Source organism: Neorhizobium sp. SOG26 (assembly GCF_003491345.1).
In the GTDB taxonomy this organism is placed as follows: domain Bacteria; phylum Pseudomonadota; class Alphaproteobacteria; order Rhizobiales; family Rhizobiaceae; genus Neorhizobium; species Neorhizobium turbinariae.
Genome location: NZ_CP025513.1, coordinates 268,444 through 285,057, shown reverse-complemented (window position 1 = coordinate 285,057; position 16,614 = coordinate 268,444). Strand labels below are relative to the sequence as shown.

Annotated in this window: 16 protein-coding genes and 1 pseudogene; 8 read left to right on the top strand and 9 right to left on the bottom strand. The window is 58.9% G+C overall.

Annotation, left to right across the window (positions count from 1 at the left end; translation table 11 throughout):
* Positions 1 to 19: 19 nt before the first annotated feature.
* The 4 genes and pseudogenes from CYG48_RS17910 to CYG48_RS22835 form a co-directional block, all read right to left on the bottom strand.
* Entirely contained in the window at positions 20 to 424 is a 405-nt protein-coding gene (locus CYG48_RS17910; protein WP_118851941.1) for an ATP-binding cassette domain-containing protein, read from the bottom strand.
* Positions 425 to 554: 130 nt separating this feature from the next.
* Positions 555 to 686, bottom strand: a complete 132-nt coding sequence (locus tag CYG48_RS22790; protein ID WP_256371661.1) for an ABC transporter ATP-binding protein — start codon at positions 684 to 686, stop codon at positions 555 to 557.
* Positions 687 to 830: 144 nt separating this feature from the next.
* Positions 831 to 977 (bottom strand): annotated as a pseudogene (locus CYG48_RS22840) (ATP-binding cassette domain-containing protein); the annotation flags it as partial.
* A gap of 45 nt (positions 978 to 1,022) precedes the next feature.
* Positions 1,023 to 1,319 (bottom strand): ATP-binding cassette domain-containing protein, encoded by a 297-nt coding sequence (locus CYG48_RS22835; RefSeq protein ID WP_199925339.1) that lies wholly within the window; start codon positions 1,317 to 1,319, stop codon positions 1,023 to 1,025.
* Positions 1,320 to 1,336: 17 nt separating this feature from the next.
* Here CYG48_RS22835 and CYG48_RS17895 point away from each other — a divergent pair, with 17 nt between their 5' ends.
* Positions 1,337 to 2,236, top strand: coding sequence for a zinc-binding dehydrogenase (locus CYG48_RS17895; RefSeq protein WP_445304362.1), 900 nt, complete (start codon positions 1,337 to 1,339; stop codon positions 2,234 to 2,236).
* 19 nt (positions 2,237 to 2,255) lie between these two features.
* On the opposite strand, the gene CYG48_RS17890 is transcribed toward CYG48_RS17895, so the two are convergent.
* The 4 genes from CYG48_RS17890 to CYG48_RS17875 form a co-directional block, all read right to left on the bottom strand.
* Positions 2,256 to 3,254, bottom strand: a complete 999-nt coding sequence (locus tag CYG48_RS17890) for a glycosyltransferase family 2 protein (protein WP_118851938.1) — start codon at positions 3,252 to 3,254, stop codon at positions 2,256 to 2,258.
* Positions 3,251 to 4,033 carry a hypothetical protein gene (locus tag CYG48_RS17885; protein ID WP_118851937.1) on the bottom strand — a complete coding sequence of 261 codons (783 nt, stop codon included), beginning with the start codon at positions 4,031 to 4,033 and terminating at the stop codon, positions 3,251 to 3,253. Before CYG48_RS17885 ends, CYG48_RS17890 begins: the two co-directional genes overlap by 4 nt.
* 61 nt (positions 4,034 to 4,094) lie before the next feature.
* Positions 4,095 to 5,567, bottom strand: a complete 1,473-nt coding sequence (locus tag CYG48_RS17880; protein WP_118851936.1) for a GumC family protein — start codon at positions 5,565 to 5,567, stop codon at positions 4,095 to 4,097.
* Between the two features lie 53 nt (positions 5,568 to 5,620).
* Positions 5,621 to 6,862: a polysaccharide biosynthesis/export family protein gene (locus tag CYG48_RS17875; protein ID WP_199925338.1), complete on the bottom strand. Its 1,242-nt coding sequence runs from the start codon at positions 6,860 to 6,862 to the stop codon at positions 5,621 to 5,623.
* Between the two features lie 297 nt (positions 6,863 to 7,159).
* On the opposite strand from CYG48_RS17875, the gene epsE reads away from it, so the two are divergent.
* The 6 genes from epsE (at position 7,160) to CYG48_RS17845 (ending at position 13,356) form a co-directional block, all read left to right on the top strand.
* A complete protein-coding gene (epsE, locus tag CYG48_RS17870) occupies positions 7,160 to 8,416 on the top strand; it encodes an exopolysaccharide biosynthesis GT4 family glycosyltransferase EpsE (RefSeq protein WP_118852830.1) in 1,257 nt (418 codons plus the stop codon).
* Between the two features lie 120 nt (positions 8,417 to 8,536).
* Positions 8,537 to 9,583, top strand: a complete 1,047-nt coding sequence (locus CYG48_RS17865; RefSeq protein WP_245450587.1) for a glycosyltransferase family 61 protein — start codon at positions 8,537 to 8,539, stop codon at positions 9,581 to 9,583.
* 194 nt (positions 9,584 to 9,777) lie between these two features.
* Entirely contained in the window at positions 9,778 to 10,200 is a 423-nt protein-coding gene (locus tag CYG48_RS17860; RefSeq protein ID WP_340162653.1) for a serine acetyltransferase, read from the top strand.
* A 32-nt stretch (positions 10,201 to 10,232) separates the two neighbouring features.
* A complete protein-coding gene (locus CYG48_RS17855; protein ID WP_118851932.1) occupies positions 10,233 to 11,861 on the top strand; it encodes an AMP-binding protein in 1,629 nt (542 codons plus the stop codon).
* Positions 11,858 to 12,091 carry a phosphopantetheine-binding protein gene (locus CYG48_RS17850; protein WP_118851931.1) on the top strand — a complete coding sequence of 78 codons (234 nt, stop codon included), beginning with the start codon at positions 11,858 to 11,860 and terminating at the stop codon, positions 12,089 to 12,091. Before CYG48_RS17855 ends, CYG48_RS17850 begins: the two co-directional genes overlap by 4 nt.
* On the top strand, positions 12,091 to 13,356 hold the full coding sequence (locus CYG48_RS17845; protein WP_118851930.1) for a type III PLP-dependent enzyme: 1,266 nt from the start codon (positions 12,091 to 12,093) through the stop codon (positions 13,354 to 13,356). The genes CYG48_RS17850 and CYG48_RS17845 overlap by 1 nt, the downstream gene beginning before the upstream one ends.
* Here the strand turns inward: CYG48_RS17845 and CYG48_RS17840 are convergent.
* Positions 13,350 to 14,789: an exopolysaccharide biosynthesis polyprenyl glycosylphosphotransferase gene (locus CYG48_RS17840; protein WP_118851929.1), complete on the bottom strand. Its 1,440-nt coding sequence runs from the start codon at positions 14,787 to 14,789 to the stop codon at positions 13,350 to 13,352. The two genes, CYG48_RS17845 and CYG48_RS17840, sit on opposite strands and share 7 nt — an antisense overlap.
* A gap of 268 nt (positions 14,790 to 15,057) precedes the next feature.
* Here CYG48_RS17840 and CYG48_RS17835 point away from each other — a divergent pair, with 268 nt between their 5' ends.
* Positions 15,058 to 16,614, top strand: coding sequence for a GMC oxidoreductase (locus CYG48_RS17835; RefSeq protein WP_118851928.1), 1,557 nt, complete (start codon positions 15,058 to 15,060; stop codon positions 16,612 to 16,614).

Sequence of the window (16,614 nt, the reverse complement as noted above, 5' to 3'; positions counted from 1 at the left end):
TGTGCAGGGCGGAGGTCGGCTAGTCGAGGATCAACAGCCGCGGGTTCAGTGCGATCGCGCGTGCAACGCAGACGCGCTGCTTCTGTCCACCGGATAGCTCGCGCGGGTAGCGGTACTTGAACAACTTCGGCAGTTGCACGATGTCGAGAAGTGCTTCCGTGCGTGCCGCGATATCTCGGCGGCTCATGTTAGTCTGGATGCACAGCGGCTCGCCGATTGCATCGCCGATGGTGTGGCGACCGTTCAGCGCCGAATGCGGGTTCTGGAAGACGAACTGCATATGCTGTCGCAACGGTTCGCCGGCAAGGCCGGTGATATCGGTGCCGTTGAAGATCACGTCTCCGGAAGTCGGCTCGATGAGACGCAGAAGCATCCGCGCCAGGGTCGATTTGCCCGAGCCGCTTTCTCCGACCACGCCGAAGATCTCGCCGGTCTTACGGAAAGGTCGAGGGAGTTGATCGCCACGACCTCGGCACCGGACTGGCGGCGGTAGATTTTCCTGAGGTTGCGCGCTTCAAGAAGGTGGGTCGGAGCAGCCCGTTCTGGAGCGGCTGCTAGAGCCACAGGCCTTTAGGCGTGAGGTTGATGTCCGGAATCGCCGCCAGTAGGCGCTTTGTGTATTGGTGCTGCGGCCGCTTCAGGATGTCCTGCGTCAAGCCTTGCTCGACAATCTCGCCTTTGTACATAACGGCGCAGAGCTTCGCCACGGTGGCAATCGCACCGATGTCGTGGCTGATCATGATGACGCTAAGGTTCAGCTTCTCGACGAGGGAATTGATGAGATCGAGCACCTGCGCCTGCACGGTCACATCAAGCGCAGTCGTCGGTTCGTCGGCGATCAGGAGGTCGGGTTTGCCCGCGAGCGCCATGGCGATCAGCACGCGCTGGTGGATGCCGCCCGACAACTGATGCGGATATTGGGAGAACAGCATCGAGGGGTTCGGCAGACCGACCTGATCGAGAAGCTCCTCGGTTCGGGCCCGCGTGCTGTCTTCGAGGAAACGCCTTTGCCGCCCGCCTTATCATGTGCGTAGATGACGTCCGAGATTTGCCGCCCGATCGAAGAAAGCGGGTTCAGGTACGTAATCGGGCCCTGGAAGATTATCAAGATGTGGATCCCGCGGATCTTTGTCCAGTCCTTCTCGGGCCAGCGCTGTGATGTCCTGGCCATCGAAGGAGATGGATCCTTCGACAACCTCGCAATTACTCGGGCCGATGCCGAGAACTGAACGCACCAGAACCGTCTTGCCGGAGCCGCTTTCACCGACGATGCCGAGCGTGTCGCCGCGATTGACGGAAAGGTTGATGCCCTTCAGCACATGCACCGGCCCGTCAAATGTCCCGACGTGGTATTCGTCTGCCGCATGTTCCGGGACACGAGCTGGCCGGCAAAGTGGTGGCGACCGGCAAGGGCGTGATGCGATTTAATGTTGGCGACCGCGTCACGGTGCCTTTCGTCTCCGGCTGCGGCCATTGCTCCGTCATTCTGGCAACCAGCAGGTCTGCCCGAGCCAGTTCCAGCCGGGCTTTACCCACTGGGGTTCGTTCGCCGGAATATGTCGCGATCGATTCCGCCGATACAGATCTTGTGGCTCTTCCGGAAGAGATCGACGACGCCACAGCTGCAAACCTTACCTGCCGCTTCGCCACCTCCTTCCGCGTCGTCGCCGACCAGGCCCGTACCGGCCCCGGTGACTTGGTCACAGTTCATGGCTGCGGCGGCGTCGGCCTTTCGGCAATCATGATCGCGACCGCCCTCGGTGCGAACGTCATCGGGATCAATCTGACAGAAGATAAGATCGCCCTAGCACGACAGTGCGGGGCAGTGGAACCAATCAAAGCGGACTCCGTGCCGGATGTCGTCGAGGCGGTCAGAGAGATCACCAAGGGCGGTGCCCACGTTTTCATCGACGCGCTCGGTCACCCCGCGACCTGCTTCAATTCCATCAAGAACCTGCGACGCCGCGGCCGGCATGTGCAGGTTGGCCTGATGCTTGGAGAGCATGCCACACCGCAAATTCCGATGGCGCAGGTGATTGGCCACGAGCTTGAAATCTATGGCAGCCATGGCATGCAGGCTTGGCGCTACGACGCGATGCTTTCTACGCTGACCGCCGGCAAGATGAAACCGCAGCAGCTCATTTCCAAGAGGATAAACCTAGAGGCAGCTGTTTCCGAGTTGGTGAACCTCGACAAGGCGGAGACGCTAGCTATTGCCGTCGTGACCAGCTTATAGGCATCGGGTAATGTGGGCGTCACGGCGAAAGCCCACGCCTGCTGCCAAGGCCGACATGACGCAGGAAATCCAGCAGGAGGTGTGGCGGAAGGCCGCTCTGGCGGCGTTCGATGACCACCCTCAAGCGGAAAACAAGGTGGCCGCATAGCCACGCCAGATTTGCAAGGCTCGCGTAGAGCAAACCATGGTTCTTCAGGAAGTAAAGGTTGCGAGACTGGAACCAGTAGGGCGGGCGCCGTGCCGGACGCGTGTACCGAGTGACACCGGTAGCCTGACCCACAAGGTGAACCACCCGGCTCTGCGGCACATGCCAGCACGACCAGCCGGCGCGGGCAGCGCGAAGACAGAAATCGGTTTCCTCAAAATAGAGGAAAAAGCGATCGTCCAGAAGCCCGACATCATGTAGAAGGTCGGAACGCATGATCATGCATGCCCCGGAGACCCAGTCGATGCGCGAGGGCTTCTGCGGCATCTCCGGCACCACCCGCCAGCGGTCGAGGAGGCGAGTGATGGGACCAAGCTTCGCCTCACCCTCGAATTCGTTGGAGATGGATGGAAAGCGGAATGCGCATGCTTGCTTGCGCCCGTCCGGGTGTTCAAGGCTGCTTCCGGCAATTCCGGCTCTCGGCTCGTTATCCATGAAACCGACGAGCATGATGATGCTCATCGGGCGGGCGACAGTATCCGGATTGAGCAGAAGGACATAGTCGGGATCCCCAAAACGCTCTGCGGCGTATTCGATGCCCCGGTTGTTGCCATAGGCGAAGCCGCCGTTCTCCTGGAGCGCCAGGCAGGCCATGTTCGACCAACCGTTTTCGTCGATGGCAGAGGCAATACGCTGCGCAGATCCGTCGCCCGAGCCTCCGTCAACGACGATCACGCAGGTACCGTCAGGTACGGTGGCCGGCGCGGCAAGGGATGCAAGGCAGTCGACGGTCAAGTCCGCAGTGCGGTAGTTGACGATGATGATCGCCAGTCTCCACCGGTTGTTTGTCCCGTCATTGCGCTGGTTGGTCACAGCCCATGCCTCCGCGTGTTGTTCAACACCACCTGCATCAACTTATCGGAATTCACGTAGGTTCGGGCCGTTTCTAGCTCAGATAGCCTGGATTTTCCCACTGCCACGACAAGCACCGTCGTGTCCGACATGTCCAGGAAGGGAATGACCTCATCGGAATTCAGCATCGGCGGCAGGTCGAAAACGACATAAGTGGGCTTGAGCGACTGGCGGTTCGCTATTACCTGAGAGGTCATTCGGATCAGGTCGTCGGGAAGCGGCTGCCGTCCGCCGCCCCAAGCCGCCCGCAGAAACATCAATTGTACGCCGCGGATGTCTATCCTGGTTATCCACCCGTGCAGGGGATCTTCATATGACGGCTCAGGTGCTAAGCCGAGCACGCGCCCGACACCCGGATCTCTGGCGTTGGCGTCAACAAGCAGAACGTTCGCACCTGGCACTCGAGCGAGGCTGAGCGCCAGGTTGACCGCCGTAACGGTCGTACCGCATCCATTGGTCGGCGCACTGACGGAGATGACGCGAGCGTCGAGTTCTTTCCGGCCGGCGATCAAATGGTTGCGCAAGACGTCATAGGCATGCGTAATTGGGCTGGTGCTATCGAAGGCGATGATGCGATTTCCGTAGAGGAAAGTCGGGGACAATGGATCCGAATGGAGCGAGACCGGGGCGTCGGCGCAATTGAAATTGCCCACCCTCAGGCTGCTCAACATCGGAAGTCCCTCGACATCCAGCCGATCCGCCAGCTTCCCACGAAGCGCTATGTTCTTGATGATCTCCATGAAATCCTGCCCACCCCAATAAAGCACCCAAGCAACGACGCGTATGGCACTGGATCCTTTGTCAGGGCGGCGCGGCCGATCCGAGGCCGTCCCTAAATTCCCTCCGCTTGCGTCGCTTCGGGGACCAGCGCGGGATGACCACCAACGTGTGCCCCGACAGCGTGTACGAAAGATCAAACGTTCCTCGGATCGTGCGATCTAACAGATGGGCCGCGAAGACCGCGGTTCCGCCAGCCGCCGCTGCGGCCGATAACACGGCAAGAGCCATATGGATCTTTCTCGGACCTGCCGGATATCTTGGAACTTCAGGCTCTTCGACAAGCTCGATTTGAAGGGCGGCATCACCGACTTCTAGGCGCTCACCGAGAAGCGCAACGTCCAGTTTGCCCTTGATGTCGTCCATCGTACGCTGCAGAGACGCCTTCTCGGCGTCGTGCGCATGGGTCTGCGCCTCTACCTCGGGCGAACGTGCGATGACCATCCGCAGCTCAGTGATCCGCTGGGCAAGGCCGCTGCGGTAGTTCATCGATTGCTCTCGCCTCGGCTTTGACTCGGCAATTCTTTCGGCGATAAGCATCAACTCCGGTGAAAGGACCATATGCTCTCCCGGACTGGAAGCCTCCGCGCGGGTCTGCTGGCGCGACGCAATCAGCGCCTTCATGTCATCAAGCCGCTGACTCAATGCGCGGACTTGCGGATGCGATGGAGAATAGATAAGCGTCTTGGCTGCGAGGTCGACCTCGATCTGATTGAGCTGGGTGTTCAGCCGCGTCCCTTCGCCGTTGCGCTCCGCGCCCATCCGAAGCTGTGCCTCATGTAGACGAAGCTCCTCATTGAGCGTGGCGATCTCTCGATCGATGAGGCTTATTTCCTGCTCCTTTGACTGCAGCTCAACCAGGAGAGCAGGGATACGAGCAGGATGAGCGTCACTGTTTTCCTCGGCATACCGGTTCCAGACGGCTTCACGTTCTTTGTACTTGGCCACTGCCGTCTGGTACTCACGCTCGAAGAAGCGCGTCGTTTCGGAGGCACGCGCAACTCGCATCCGCCGACTTTCTTCCAAGATCTCCGAGACGAGATGCGAGACCACCCGGGCGGCAATAACAGGATCCGTGTGCTTGTACCCGATGCGGATCGATCCGGAATTACCCGCTAGATCGGAGTTTTCCGCAAACTGGATGTTCAGCGCGATCTGGTTCCGGACCAGTCCGGCGAGTTGGCTCTTGGTGAAGCCACCTCGCAATTGAGGAAAGAGGTTGAAGCGTTCTTCGAGATCCAGAAGGTTCTTTCTTGACAGGACGCGTTGCTCCACAAATTCAAGCCGATCATTGGCAACCGTCGGCGACGCCAGATTTATCGGTATCTGCTGGAACTGCATCCGCATCAGTGCTTCCGACTGGTAAACCTTGGGCATCGAGAGAACGAAGTAACCGCCGACCAAGACAGTCAGAACGATGGGTACGATCGCGACCAATGGCTTCGCGAGGGCGATCTCGAGGTAGTAGACGATGTTGCGGAGAACCTCATTGATCATGGTGAGCCTCAAGTCCGCGAAGTGCCGAGGTGTTTGTCATCTTATCGCTCCTCTCACTGGCCCATCTCGAACAGGCGTGCGACAGGGGAGGGCTCGGACGGTCCTGCAGGCATCACAGGCTCGCGCAGGCTGTCCCCGTAAACCACCCTCAGGAGGTCACCTGCGAGAACTGGCGTCGTCTCGAAAGCCGGAATTTCCTGCGTTTCACCCTCGACAAAGCGCACGATGTTGTAATGGAGAACGCGCGTTTGCCTTTGCTGCACCAACGCTGCGTTCTGGCCGTAGACGCTCATGATCCGTGTCCCATCCGCGAGTTGAGCGGCAACATCGTCCTGTTCAAGGCGCGCCGCATTGAGCTCCACCAGCAACTGCGTACGGCGCTCCTGGCGGATGCTTTCGTAGCGTGCGACTTCGGCGATCCTGTCCCGTTCGGCCATACTCATCTCGGATTGAAGGCGGCTGATCTGGCCTTCAAGCTCGGCGACAACGCCCTCCTGAACCCACTGCTGCGAGTTTTCTGCGCCGCCCTTCGCGACCAAATTGGCAATGCTCTGCAGCCTCCGCCGCGCAAGCTCCACGCGCTTGGACAAACTCTCGGTCTGTTCGCGCAGCGCCGCCGCCGTTCGCTCCAGCAGGTCATTCGCCTCGGTTTGGGCCCGCTCGGCAAGATCAAGTGCTTCCATGCGTGAGTTGAGCATGGTCTGTTCGCGTTGCAGAGCCGGCGATGCGGCAAGAGCTTCAGGCTTCGCCAGCGACCGCTCGCCCCGTATCTCCGCCTCAAGCCTGACGATGCGGGCTCTCAGGTCGTCGAGACGGGCTTGCGATTGTTCGACCTGCCGGCCAACCAGGATCGACCGGTCCTGATCTGCCGGCAGCAGGGCGGTCCGGTAGATGCCTCCCGCGACGCTGATGCAGTGGAGAACCGTCATATTGGGTCGATAGGGGTACTCACCCGGCGTTACGACTTCCCCTGTGACGTAGATGAGAGGCTGGTGCGGAGAGTTCGGGCGGAGCATCAAAGTGAGATTCGGCTTGTCGTTGAAGTAGACTTTCAGCCGATCCAGCAACTGGGCCTCGAGCTCCTGAAGAGACAGGCCTTCACCCTTCAGGTGTCCTGCAAGCGGAACCGAAAGCCAGCCGTCCGGTGCAATGACTATGTCACGCGTAAGATCGGGCTCCTGCGCGATCCAAAGCTGCATCGTATCGCCGGGCTTCAGCTTGTAAGTCGTCTGAGCTGCTGCACCGCCCAGCGGCAGGCACATCAAGAGCCCCGCGAGACTCGCCATCCCACGCATATTCATCCCCCTGTAACATCCGATCCCCACCCATATCTCGGGCAGGAGCGGGATCATCCTACAGCTGCCCGCGTGTCCTGCGAACGAACCACAAAGAGGTAGCGGAGCGTGTCGGGGAGTAGCCCAAAGGGGTGATACCGGGGGCATCGCCGTCCTTCGGATGATGCCAATGCACCAATGGGAAACTTGTGGCCCCGCCAAACATGACGGCGGTCTAGTGAGCGACGTGCAGGACGATGACACACCACCCGACGTGGATCGAAGGCTGGCGCATCGAGATCGATGGATACTTACATCATGCCCAAGCGCATCGGCTTTCTCATTCCTGAGTTTCCAGGTCAGACGCACATTTTCCTGTGGCGGGAGCACAACGCTCTGCGCGAACTGGATGTCGAGGCGGAGTTCGTTTCTACATCCCGGCCTCCGACTGCGATATCCTCGCATGCATGGGCCGATGAAGCGCGAAACGCGACGGCCTATCTCCTCCCGATCAACGTCTCGGACGCATTTCTGGCTCTCTGGGACATCGCACTGGCCGGGCCGGCCAGACTTGTCAAGGCTCTGACTGCGGTAGTTGGGGCAGAAGCCCGGTTTCCGTTGGGCCATCTAAGGATGCTCGGGATACTTCTGGTCGCGGGGAAACTGATCCGCCTGGCGCGGCGGCACAAGTGGTCTCACATCCACGTTCATTCCTGTGGGGATGCCGCCAATGTTGCCATGTTCGGTTCCCTTCTTTCGGATATTCCCTACAGCCTCACGCTTCATGGACCTACTTTGGAAGGTTACGGCCCGAACCAGCCGTTGAAGTGGAAACACGCGGCCTTCGCCACAGTGATTTCCGGCCGGCTCTACAGCGATGTGGCGATGAGGCTTAGGGGTTCTGTTCCCAAAGAAATTTCAGTTGCGCCGATGGGCGTTGATCTATCCCAAATCCAGCGAAACCATCCCTACACTCCTTGGAAACCCGGACAGCCATGCCGGATCTTCACCTGTGGTCGGCTCAATCCCGTCAAGGGGCACGACATACTTCTCCAGACCGTCGACATTCTCCGCAAGCGAGGGATTGACACCCGCCTGCAAATCGCCGGCGAAGACGAGCAAGGTGGGAGCGGGTACCGAAAAGATCTGGAAGAACTCATCGCTGTGAAAGGACTGGGTGAGAGCGTCGAGCTCTTGGGCGCCGTCTCGGAGACACGGGTGCGGCAAGCGCTGGAAGAGGCGCATGTGTTCGCGCTCGCAAGTCTTAACGAGGGAATATCCGTCGCCATCATGGAAGCCATGGCGATGGAGATGCCGGTCGTCGTCACCGATGTAGGCGGAAACAACGAACTAATTCACCACAGGATGGACGCGATCCTGGTGAGACCCGAGCGCCCGAACGAGATGGCCGATGCCATAGAGGACGTCCTTTACAACCGTGAACTTGCTGAGCGGCTGCGTGCTGCTTCACGCGCAAAGATCTCTGCCAGGTTTCATCACCGGATCAGCGCCCAGGCACTGGCATCGCTGTTGACCCGATGTCAGCCAGCGGCTCATCTACATCGAAAGGGGTAGCGCCATAACTCAAAGGCTACGGCGAAACCGCGGACGACTATGCGATGATCTGCTCCTGGGTTCGGCTCGACGAGAACGCAAGACGCTCTCCGAGAGCCGGAGACTCTTGGGGAGACTGGGGTGCTGTCTTTTTCGCCAATCGTTCATTCGTTCCGTAAAGCTGCTGGAATGCCTTCACTTGATATAGAGGCGGCGGCTACTGAGGACTGGACCATTGCTCCGGCAACGAAACGGTTCATCCGCCCTGCGAAATTCCTTCCGCACCACCTCGACAGGATCAAGGGCACAGAGTTCGGCTCCGTTCCAGAGATACTGAAAGGCTTTCGCGGGAATTACGAGACGACGCAGGAAGCGACGGTCGGCTACAGGTTGAAGAATGTCGACCTGATCGACGGTGTACTTTACGGCGAGAAGTCATCGCGTAGCCTGAAGCCCCGGCGGCGCAGGCTGCCGATCTACTTTCGCCCACAGGCGTCAGCGAAAGGTGCCTTATTTGAAAGCTGGGTCGGTAATCGATGGTTCGGCAACTGGCTCGCGGACGACTGCCTGACCTATTCCCTGGCCGATGAGTACGGGACCCCCATCACCACGCGACCGATCACCCGTGGCCACGAGCCTCAATATGCCCGCAAGCTAGAACTGAAACCGGTCTATGTTCGAGATGTCCATTTCGAAGAACTGATCGTTTTCAGGGACAGGGGGCACAATCCCAGCAAGAAAAAACGGGCTGATGCTGTTCGCGAGAAGCTGATCGCTTCCAGCCCGACCGCTCCCAGGCATCCTGGCGTATTCATCCTGAGAGGGACGAGGGGGGATCATAGGGTTCTGTCGAACGAGACGCAGATCGCCGACCGCTTTGCTTGCCAATACGGCTTTCGGATGATCGATCCGTTGGCCTGTTCGGTCGATGACATCGTTCAAGCCTGTGCTGGGGCGCGCATTGTTGCCGGTGTCGAAGGGAGCCATCTTGTTCATGGTATTTCGGTCATGCCTCAGGACGCGACCTTGTTCGTCTTGCAACCCGCCGATCGGGTGGTTTCCTTCCTCAAGGTTCTCACGGATCGGCAGGGTCAAACCTATGCCTTTGTCATAGGCGAAGGAACCAGCGACAATTTCCAGGTCGCCTGGGTGGACATCGAGCGAACCCTAGACATGGTGTTTTCATGACGACTCGACTTCGCTTCCTCAATCCCCAGGCGACGAGAGTGCGACCGCACGAGGACGTCGGTGGGCGTGCCGTCCAGGCTTCCTTCTGGGCCTGTGTCCGCGGGGACTACCGTCGGCATGGGAGCAGGGTTTTCAATGCGGGCTTCATGGCCCTATTCATCTACCGCTTCGGGCGGTGGGCTGACGAGCGGCGGATGCCCTTATCCAGAATTGCCACGCGACGGGCTTATGGCCTGATCCACGTCATCATCTCGACCCTGCACCGCGTCTGGATACCGTCCGAGGCCACGCTGGGAGAGGGTTTCCACATTATCCATGTGGAAGGCTCGATCTCCATCCATCCGGCCGTCGTGATCGGGAAACGGTGCGGCATCATGCACAACGTTACCATCGGCACGAACATGACCGCCGGAGCGCCAAAGATCGGTGACGACGTCTTCATCGGGGTGAATTCCTGCATCCTGGGCGACATCCGCATCGGCGACCGGGTCCGCATCGGGGCGAATACGGCAGTGACGACGGATGTACCGTCGGACTCAATCGTCGTCGGCTCCCCGGCAAAGATCTATCCGCGTCTCGGGCCGTTTCTCCGGGAGCGAAGTCTTGATGATGCTTGAGCCAAAGCCAAGGGCACTTCTGGAGCGAGACGATGAACGCGCAGACCACCAATTTCTATCAGCTACTCGCTGACAACCTTGGCCTGAGACCCGGCAAGCCAGCCATTATCGATGGGCCTCGAGTCACAAGCTACGCGTCGCTTTCGAACCAAGTCGATCGCCTTGCGGGTTACCTTCAGGACCGGAGTATTCGGCCGGGAGACCGCGTCCTGGTGCATCTTCGGAAAAGCATCTCCGAAGTTGCTGCCATGTTCGCGGTTGCAAAAATCGGCGGCGTGATCGTCAATGTGAGCACGCAATGGACCGTCGATCAGCTCGCCTATGTCGCTGAAGACTGCGGTGCAAGGCTGATGATCGTTGAGCCTCGCGCTGCAGAGGCGCTGGCCGCGCGCAAGCTGCCTTCGGGCGTGGAGAGTGTTCTGGTGAGAGGCAGCATCCCAGGCATTCCTCAGTTCGACCGCTGGGAAGACGTGCCTTCCCACCTCGACGGCGACGAAGTTTTCCGCCTGGAAACCGATCTTGCGATGATCATCTATACCTCGGGTTCCACCGGCATGCCGAAGGGTGTGATGCTGACCCATCGTAATATCGTTTCGGGTGCCCGTTCCGTCTCTCGATATCTTGGCTTACGGGAGGACGACCGCCTTCTGAGTGTTTTGCCTTACAGCTTCGATTATGGGCTGAACCAGTTGACGACGATGATGCTGATGGGTGGAACAATCGTGCATCAGGCGGTTCCCTTGGCGGCCGAGATTATCATGGCGATGCGCAAATACAGGGTCACAGGCTTGGCGGCCGTACCGCCCTTGTGGGGCCAGATCGTGCGGCAGTTGAGGGAAACCCGTGTCGATTTTCCAAGCCTGCGGCGTATCACAAATTCCGGCGGGAAGATCCCGCTTAACATCCTGCAGCAGTTGCCCCAAGTGTTTCCCGAAGCGGAAGTTTTCCTTATGTACGGTCTCACAGAGGCCTTTCGATCAACTTATCTTCCTCCCGAGAAGTTCGTTCGCAAGATGGGCTGCATCGGTCGCGCCATTCCTGGAAACGAAGTCTATGTGATCAAGCATGGAGAAGGGGTGGCTCGGGCCGGCGAACAGGGAGAACTTGTACATCGTGGCCCGCTGGTGAGCCTCGGCTATTGGGGAAAGCCGGACGCGACGGAGCAGAAGATCCGGCCATGCCCTGAGCTGTGGCATCTCATTGGTGATGAACCCGTCGTCTATAGCGGGGATATCGTCCGCATCGATGACGACGGCGATCTGTGGTTTGTCGGGCGCAACGACGCGCTTATCAAGACCAGCGGCTTTCGCGTAAGCCCCGATGAGGTCGAGGACCTTGTCTGCCGAAGCGGAGTCGTCGCCGAGGCGGTTGCTTTCGGCGTGGATGACGATGACCTCGGTCAGTCGATACATGTCGCGGTCACCGGTGTCGGGACGATCGATGAGGAGGCGCTCCTTCGGTACTGCCGGCAAACGATGCCGTCCTACATGGTCCCTCGGAAATTCCATGTCTGGCGAGAAACGATGCCACGCACCTCAAGCGGGAAGATTGCGCGGCCGGAGGTCGTTAGGGCTACGCGAGCTTGGATGCATCTTGGGGATGTTCCCCGTCAAACGGCTTCCAGAACAGAAACCGGCGAAACACGCGAGGCAACCGCATGATACTCACGCAAGGCAAATTGATGGACTATCTGCGGGATACGTTGAACCTCAACCAAGCAGACAGCGATAGCGAGCTCTTTTCTTCCGGTCTCCTGGATTCGGTGTCCATGGTGAACCTTCTCGCATTCATCGAGCAGTCGACAGGCATGGCTATCCGGGCGGAGGACGTGACGCTCGAGAATTTCGATACGCCATCCAGAATTTTGCGCTTCGCCGAAGCGTCCACCTGATGGAGATTCCGTCCTCCGTCGATATGTGGTTAGAAAGCGCCGCGGCGTCATTCGGCACGCCGTCCTACGTCTATTTTATGCCGCTTATCGAGAACCGCGTGTCTCAGTTGAGGCGCGCCTTCGGACGGCGCTTTGCCTTGAGCTTCGCTGCAAAGTCCAATCCCAATCCCGCAATCCTGGCCTTCATGAAGGACCACGTCGAATACCTCGACGTATCCTCGATCGGGGAGTTGCGAAGCGCCGTCTCGGCGGGCTGGCAGCCGTTACGGATCAGCTTCACCGGACCGGGTAAGCGCGATGCCGAAATTCGCGAAGCAGTCGAGGTCGGGATAGGAGAGCTCATCCTCGAGTCCGTCCGAGAGGCGGTCCTGGCGGATAAATTCGCAGCGGAACTTGGGCGAGTGCAGCGCGTCCTCATCCGAGTAGCTCCTACGAGTGTGCCCAAAGGTTTCGGAGATCAGATGGCCGGCCGCCCTTCGGCCTTCGGCATCGATTGGGAAGATAGCCCTCGGGACATACGGGTGATCGCGGCTCTCAAGAACCTTCACGTCGTCGGGATTCATATCTATTCCGGTACGCAGTGCCTGAAGCCGGATGCGCTCTGTGAAAACTACCGCGGCTTCCTGACTATCTTCAGGGAGATCTATGCCGGCACGCTCCCGAAGCCGGAGAAGCTCGTCTTGGGTTCCGGACTTGGTATTCCCTATCACGATCAGGATGTTCCGCTGGATCTGGAAGCCGTTGCCTCCGGTATTTCCGCAGAAATCGACAGCTTCTGCTCACTTCCACAATTCGCCGGCACTCAGCTTGTACTTGAACTCGGACGATATCTCGTGGGAGAAGCCGGTTACTTTTTGACGAAGATCGTTTCCATCAAGACATCACGGGGCACGAAGATCGGCATCTGCGATGGTGGCATGAACAATCATCTGCCGGCGTCAGGCCACTTCGGTATGGTGATGCACCGCAACTACCGGATGCATAAGGTGAGCGCGGGAGCACGTCCTGGTGATGTCGAGACGGTGAACCTGGTCGGCCCCCTCTGCACATCTATCGACAAGCTCGCAGTCGGCGTCGCGCTCCCGAGCCTTGAGGAGGGGGATGTCATCGCGATAAACAACAGCGGTGCCTATGGGCTCACCGCCAGTCCTATTCACTTCATCAGCCACGCGCCGCCAAGGGAAATTCTGGTGGAGGCATCTGGCATCCGGGACGTTACCTTCATCAGGGACCTGCCGGTGACGGCGCGCCCGGCAGATCAATAGACCTTGCCGAAATCGCAGATCTGAAGCGCAGTGCGGAAGACGATCTTCAAATCCAGCCAAAACGACCAGTTGTTGATGTACCAGAGGTCATGGAAGATGCGCTGCTCCATCTTCTCGATGTCTGGCGTCTCTCCACGGCAGTTGTTGATCTGTGCCCAACCCGTCAAACCCGGCTTCACATGCCTGCGGTAGGCATATTTGACGATCTGGGCGTCGTAGAGCTCGTCATGGGCCAGCGCGTGCGGCCGTGGTCCCACTGTCGACATGTCGCCCCGCAGGACGTTCCAGAACTGCGGCAGCTCGTCTATGCTCGCGGCTCGGATAATTGCGCCCACACGTGTGACCCGCCGATCATTCCGTGTCGCCTGGCGGATGTCGTCTCCATCTTCCATGACGCTCATGCTTCGAAATTTAAGGATGCGGAAGCTGCGCCCACCATAACCCCTTCGAGTCTGCTTGAAGAGGATTGGTCCGGGAGAGTCGAGTTTGATAGCGACAGCAATGACCAGAAGCAGCGGAAAAAGAGACAGGAGCGCCGCAAGGGAGAACGCGATGTCGAAGGCCCGTTTAATGCCGCGCTCATAGGCGTTGAGCGGTGGGCGCTGTGTCTGAAATGCCGTCATGCCGCCAATCTTGCCGCTTGGCGTATTTGTGAGCCTGCCGAGGACGCCGTCGAAGATGACGTTGACCGGAAGCGCCGAGCGTCTCAGTTCTGCAAGATGAAGTTCCAGGTTGGCCACGTTGGCGCCTTGCCAGATGATGAATACCTCATCAAACCGCTCCGCCTGGCTTTGCCTCAAGCGCTCCATGGCGCTCGGTGGAAGCGACCCATCCTCTGAAAGGCGGATGGTCTGCGCCAACGTCATCCCGCTTGCGGCGGCCAAGTGTCGCCATTGCTCAATGGAGAAGTCCTGACCGCACAAGAGCAGGACCCGCTTCCTCTTGAAGGATGCGGATGCTGCAGCCGACGGGAGGTACCAATTCCAGAAAACGCGGAGGGCAACGAGACTGCAGACGGAAAGAGCGGCCGTCATCAAGGTGCCGCCGCGAGAATAGGCGTCGCCAATCTTCAGGAAGAAGATTACGGTCAGCAAGAACGCGAGCGTGCTCGCAATGAGGACGCAGGTAAGACGTATCTGCTGCCGAATAAGCTGGATGTTCTCCGGCTTGTATGCCTGAACGCTGTGCATAGCGAGAACGAAGATCGTTGACAGAACGAGCCCGATGCCAAGCACGGGGGACGGATCGGCGGCAGAGCGAAAGGCAAGGTATTCGTAGCCGCTGTAGCCGGCCAGGCTCGCCAGCAGCAGAGCTATAAAATCCATGCAGGCCGCGACATAGGCAATGTTGCGGTATTCGAGACCGCGCGTTCGCCCGATGTCCTCATAACTGATCGGATGGTCTTCAATTTCCGTCTGGATTGGTGTTATCATGACGACGACCCTTGCCCATCAGGAAGAGTAATATTGCGGGCATCCGGCAGCAACGTTGTCGTCTTACGTCTTATGGCTGGAGTAGGTTCGCATCCTCGAACCTAGTTCGAAAGATAGATAGCAAAATTTAACGGTTCGCTGAACTTAAGGGTGAGGCAGGCTAATTGATCTGCCTATTACGGCCATGCAGTATCGTCACGCGCCCGTGAAGAATCGGTGATGCCGATCTGGACGGAGCGCATTCGTCCCTCAGTCTCATGGTGATGTTATGGAGTTCGAGTCTGACGTCGCCATCATCGGCGCCGGTATGGGTGGAGCAGCGGTTGGCTACATGCTGGCCAAGGCGGGCTACCGCACCATTTTTCTGGAAAAAGGGCTTGCCGAGTTCGTGGAAAGCGAACCGGACGATCCAGACAGCCTCGATCAAAGCCAAAGGCTGAGAAACGGGCGCTGGCCCGAGCAGATCTGCGGAAAGGTCAACGCCAAATTGGTTCGGTTCTTTCCAGCGCTCGGCTGCGGTGCCGGTGGGTCTACGCTCCTTTATGCAGCTGCTTTGGAGCGGCTTTCACCGCAGGATTTTCAAGCTGTCGATAAGGACGGCAGCGCGGCTTGGCCAATCAGCTACAATCAGCTGGAGCCTTTTTACCAGATGGCGGAGCGCCTGCTGCACGTCAGCGGCACCCAGGATCCGCTGCAGCCGGATGCGGAGGTAAACGACCCTCCGGAAATGACCGAATGCGACCGTCACTTCTTCAGCTCCACTCGGTCCAACGGCATGCACCCATATCGGGTGCACACCGCCTGCAAGTACATCAAGGGCTGCGGGCCATGCGGCGGGTCCATATGCCACAAGTCCTGCAAGCAGGACGCACGCAGAGCGTTCATCGAACCGGCGCTGGCGACAGGTCGGGTAACGCTTGTCGATCAGTGCGTTGTTGAGCGACTGAATGCGGACCGTAACGGGATCAAGGAACTGCATTGCACGAGGAATGGCGAAGCGATCAAGGTCACTGCCAAATTATATGTTCTGGCTGCGGGCGCGCTCTCCACTCCGCTCCTTCTTTTGAAGTCAAGGAACGATCACTGGCCGAACGGTCTGGCGAATTCCTCGGATCTCGTCGGTCGCAATCTCATGTTCCACGCCTCGGACTTCTTCGCCGTTTGGCCCCGTGGCCGCACCCGCGTCTCCTCGCCTGGGAAGTCGATCGCGTTTCGCGACTTCTACGTGCATCGCGGCGTGAAGCTTGGCGTCATACAATCGACCGGTCTGGCTGCGACTGCGGGCAATGCGCTGCACTTTCTGAAGTCGCTTATCGATCGAAAAGGGATCAACTGGTTGAAGCCATTCAAGCCGCTGATGCGCGTTCCGGCGGGCATCGGGGTGTTCCTCTATGGCAAAGCAACCATCTTTGCATCGATCATCGAGGATCGCCCCTATCCGGAAAACAGGGTGAAACCCCACCCGGATGAGCCGGATACGATCTACTTCGAGTATACGATCCACGACGAGCTTCGCGAAAGGGTTCAGCGGTTTCGTGATCTCTACCGCTCGGCCTTCAAGCGCCACCGAATGATGCTGCTCGGGTCCGATATCAGTCTCAATTATGGACACGCCTGCGGAACCTGCCGTTTTGGTTACGATCGATCAACCGCGGTGTTGGACAGCAACAACCGCGCCCATGACGTTCCCAACCTTTACGTCGTCGACGGGTCATTCTTCCCGACGAGCGGTGGTGCGAACCCGAGCCTCACCATTGCAGCCAATGCTCTGAGGGTCGGTGCCTATATGGCGACTGAGCTAAACGCACTCTCTCAACTTGCGTGA

Bases quoted from the DNA above. Each gene is read 5' to 3' on its own strand.
- CYG48_RS22790 (WP_256371661.1), bottom strand. From the start codon at position 686: ATGTACAAAGGCGAGATTGTCGAGCAAGGCTTGACGCAGGACATCCTG.
- CYG48_RS17895 (WP_445304362.1), top strand. From the start codon at position 1,337: ATGTCCCGACGTGGTATTCGTCTGCCGCATGTTCCGGGACACGAGCTG.
- CYG48_RS17885 (WP_118851937.1), bottom strand. From the start codon at position 4,033: ATGGAGATCATCAAGAACATAGCGCTTCGTGGGAAGCTGGCGGATCGG.
- CYG48_RS17880 (WP_118851936.1), bottom strand. From the start codon at position 5,567: ATGATCAATGAGGTTCTCCGCAACATCGTCTACTACCTCGAGATCGCC.
- CYG48_RS17875 (WP_199925338.1), bottom strand. From the start codon at position 6,862: ATGCGTGGGATGGCGAGTCTCGCGGGGCTCTTGATGTGCCTGCCGCTG.
- epsE (WP_118852830.1), top strand. From the start codon at position 7,160: ATGCCCAAGCGCATCGGCTTTCTCATTCCTGAGTTTCCAGGTCAGACG.
- CYG48_RS17860 (WP_340162653.1), top strand. From the start codon at position 9,778: ATGCCCTTATCCAGAATTGCCACGCGACGGGCTTATGGCCTGATCCAC.
- CYG48_RS17855 (WP_118851932.1), top strand. From the start codon at position 10,233: ATGAACGCGCAGACCACCAATTTCTATCAGCTACTCGCTGACAACCTT.
- CYG48_RS17850 (WP_118851931.1), top strand. From the start codon at position 11,858: ATGATACTCACGCAAGGCAAATTGATGGACTATCTGCGGGATACGTTG.
- CYG48_RS17845 (WP_118851930.1), top strand. From the start codon at position 12,091: ATGGAGATTCCGTCCTCCGTCGATATGTGGTTAGAAAGCGCCGCGGCG.
- CYG48_RS17840 (WP_118851929.1), bottom strand. From the start codon at position 14,789: ATGATAACACCAATCCAGACGGAAATTGAAGACCATCCGATCAGTTAT.
- CYG48_RS17835 (WP_118851928.1), top strand. From the start codon at position 15,058: ATGGAGTTCGAGTCTGACGTCGCCATCATCGGCGCCGGTATGGGTGGA.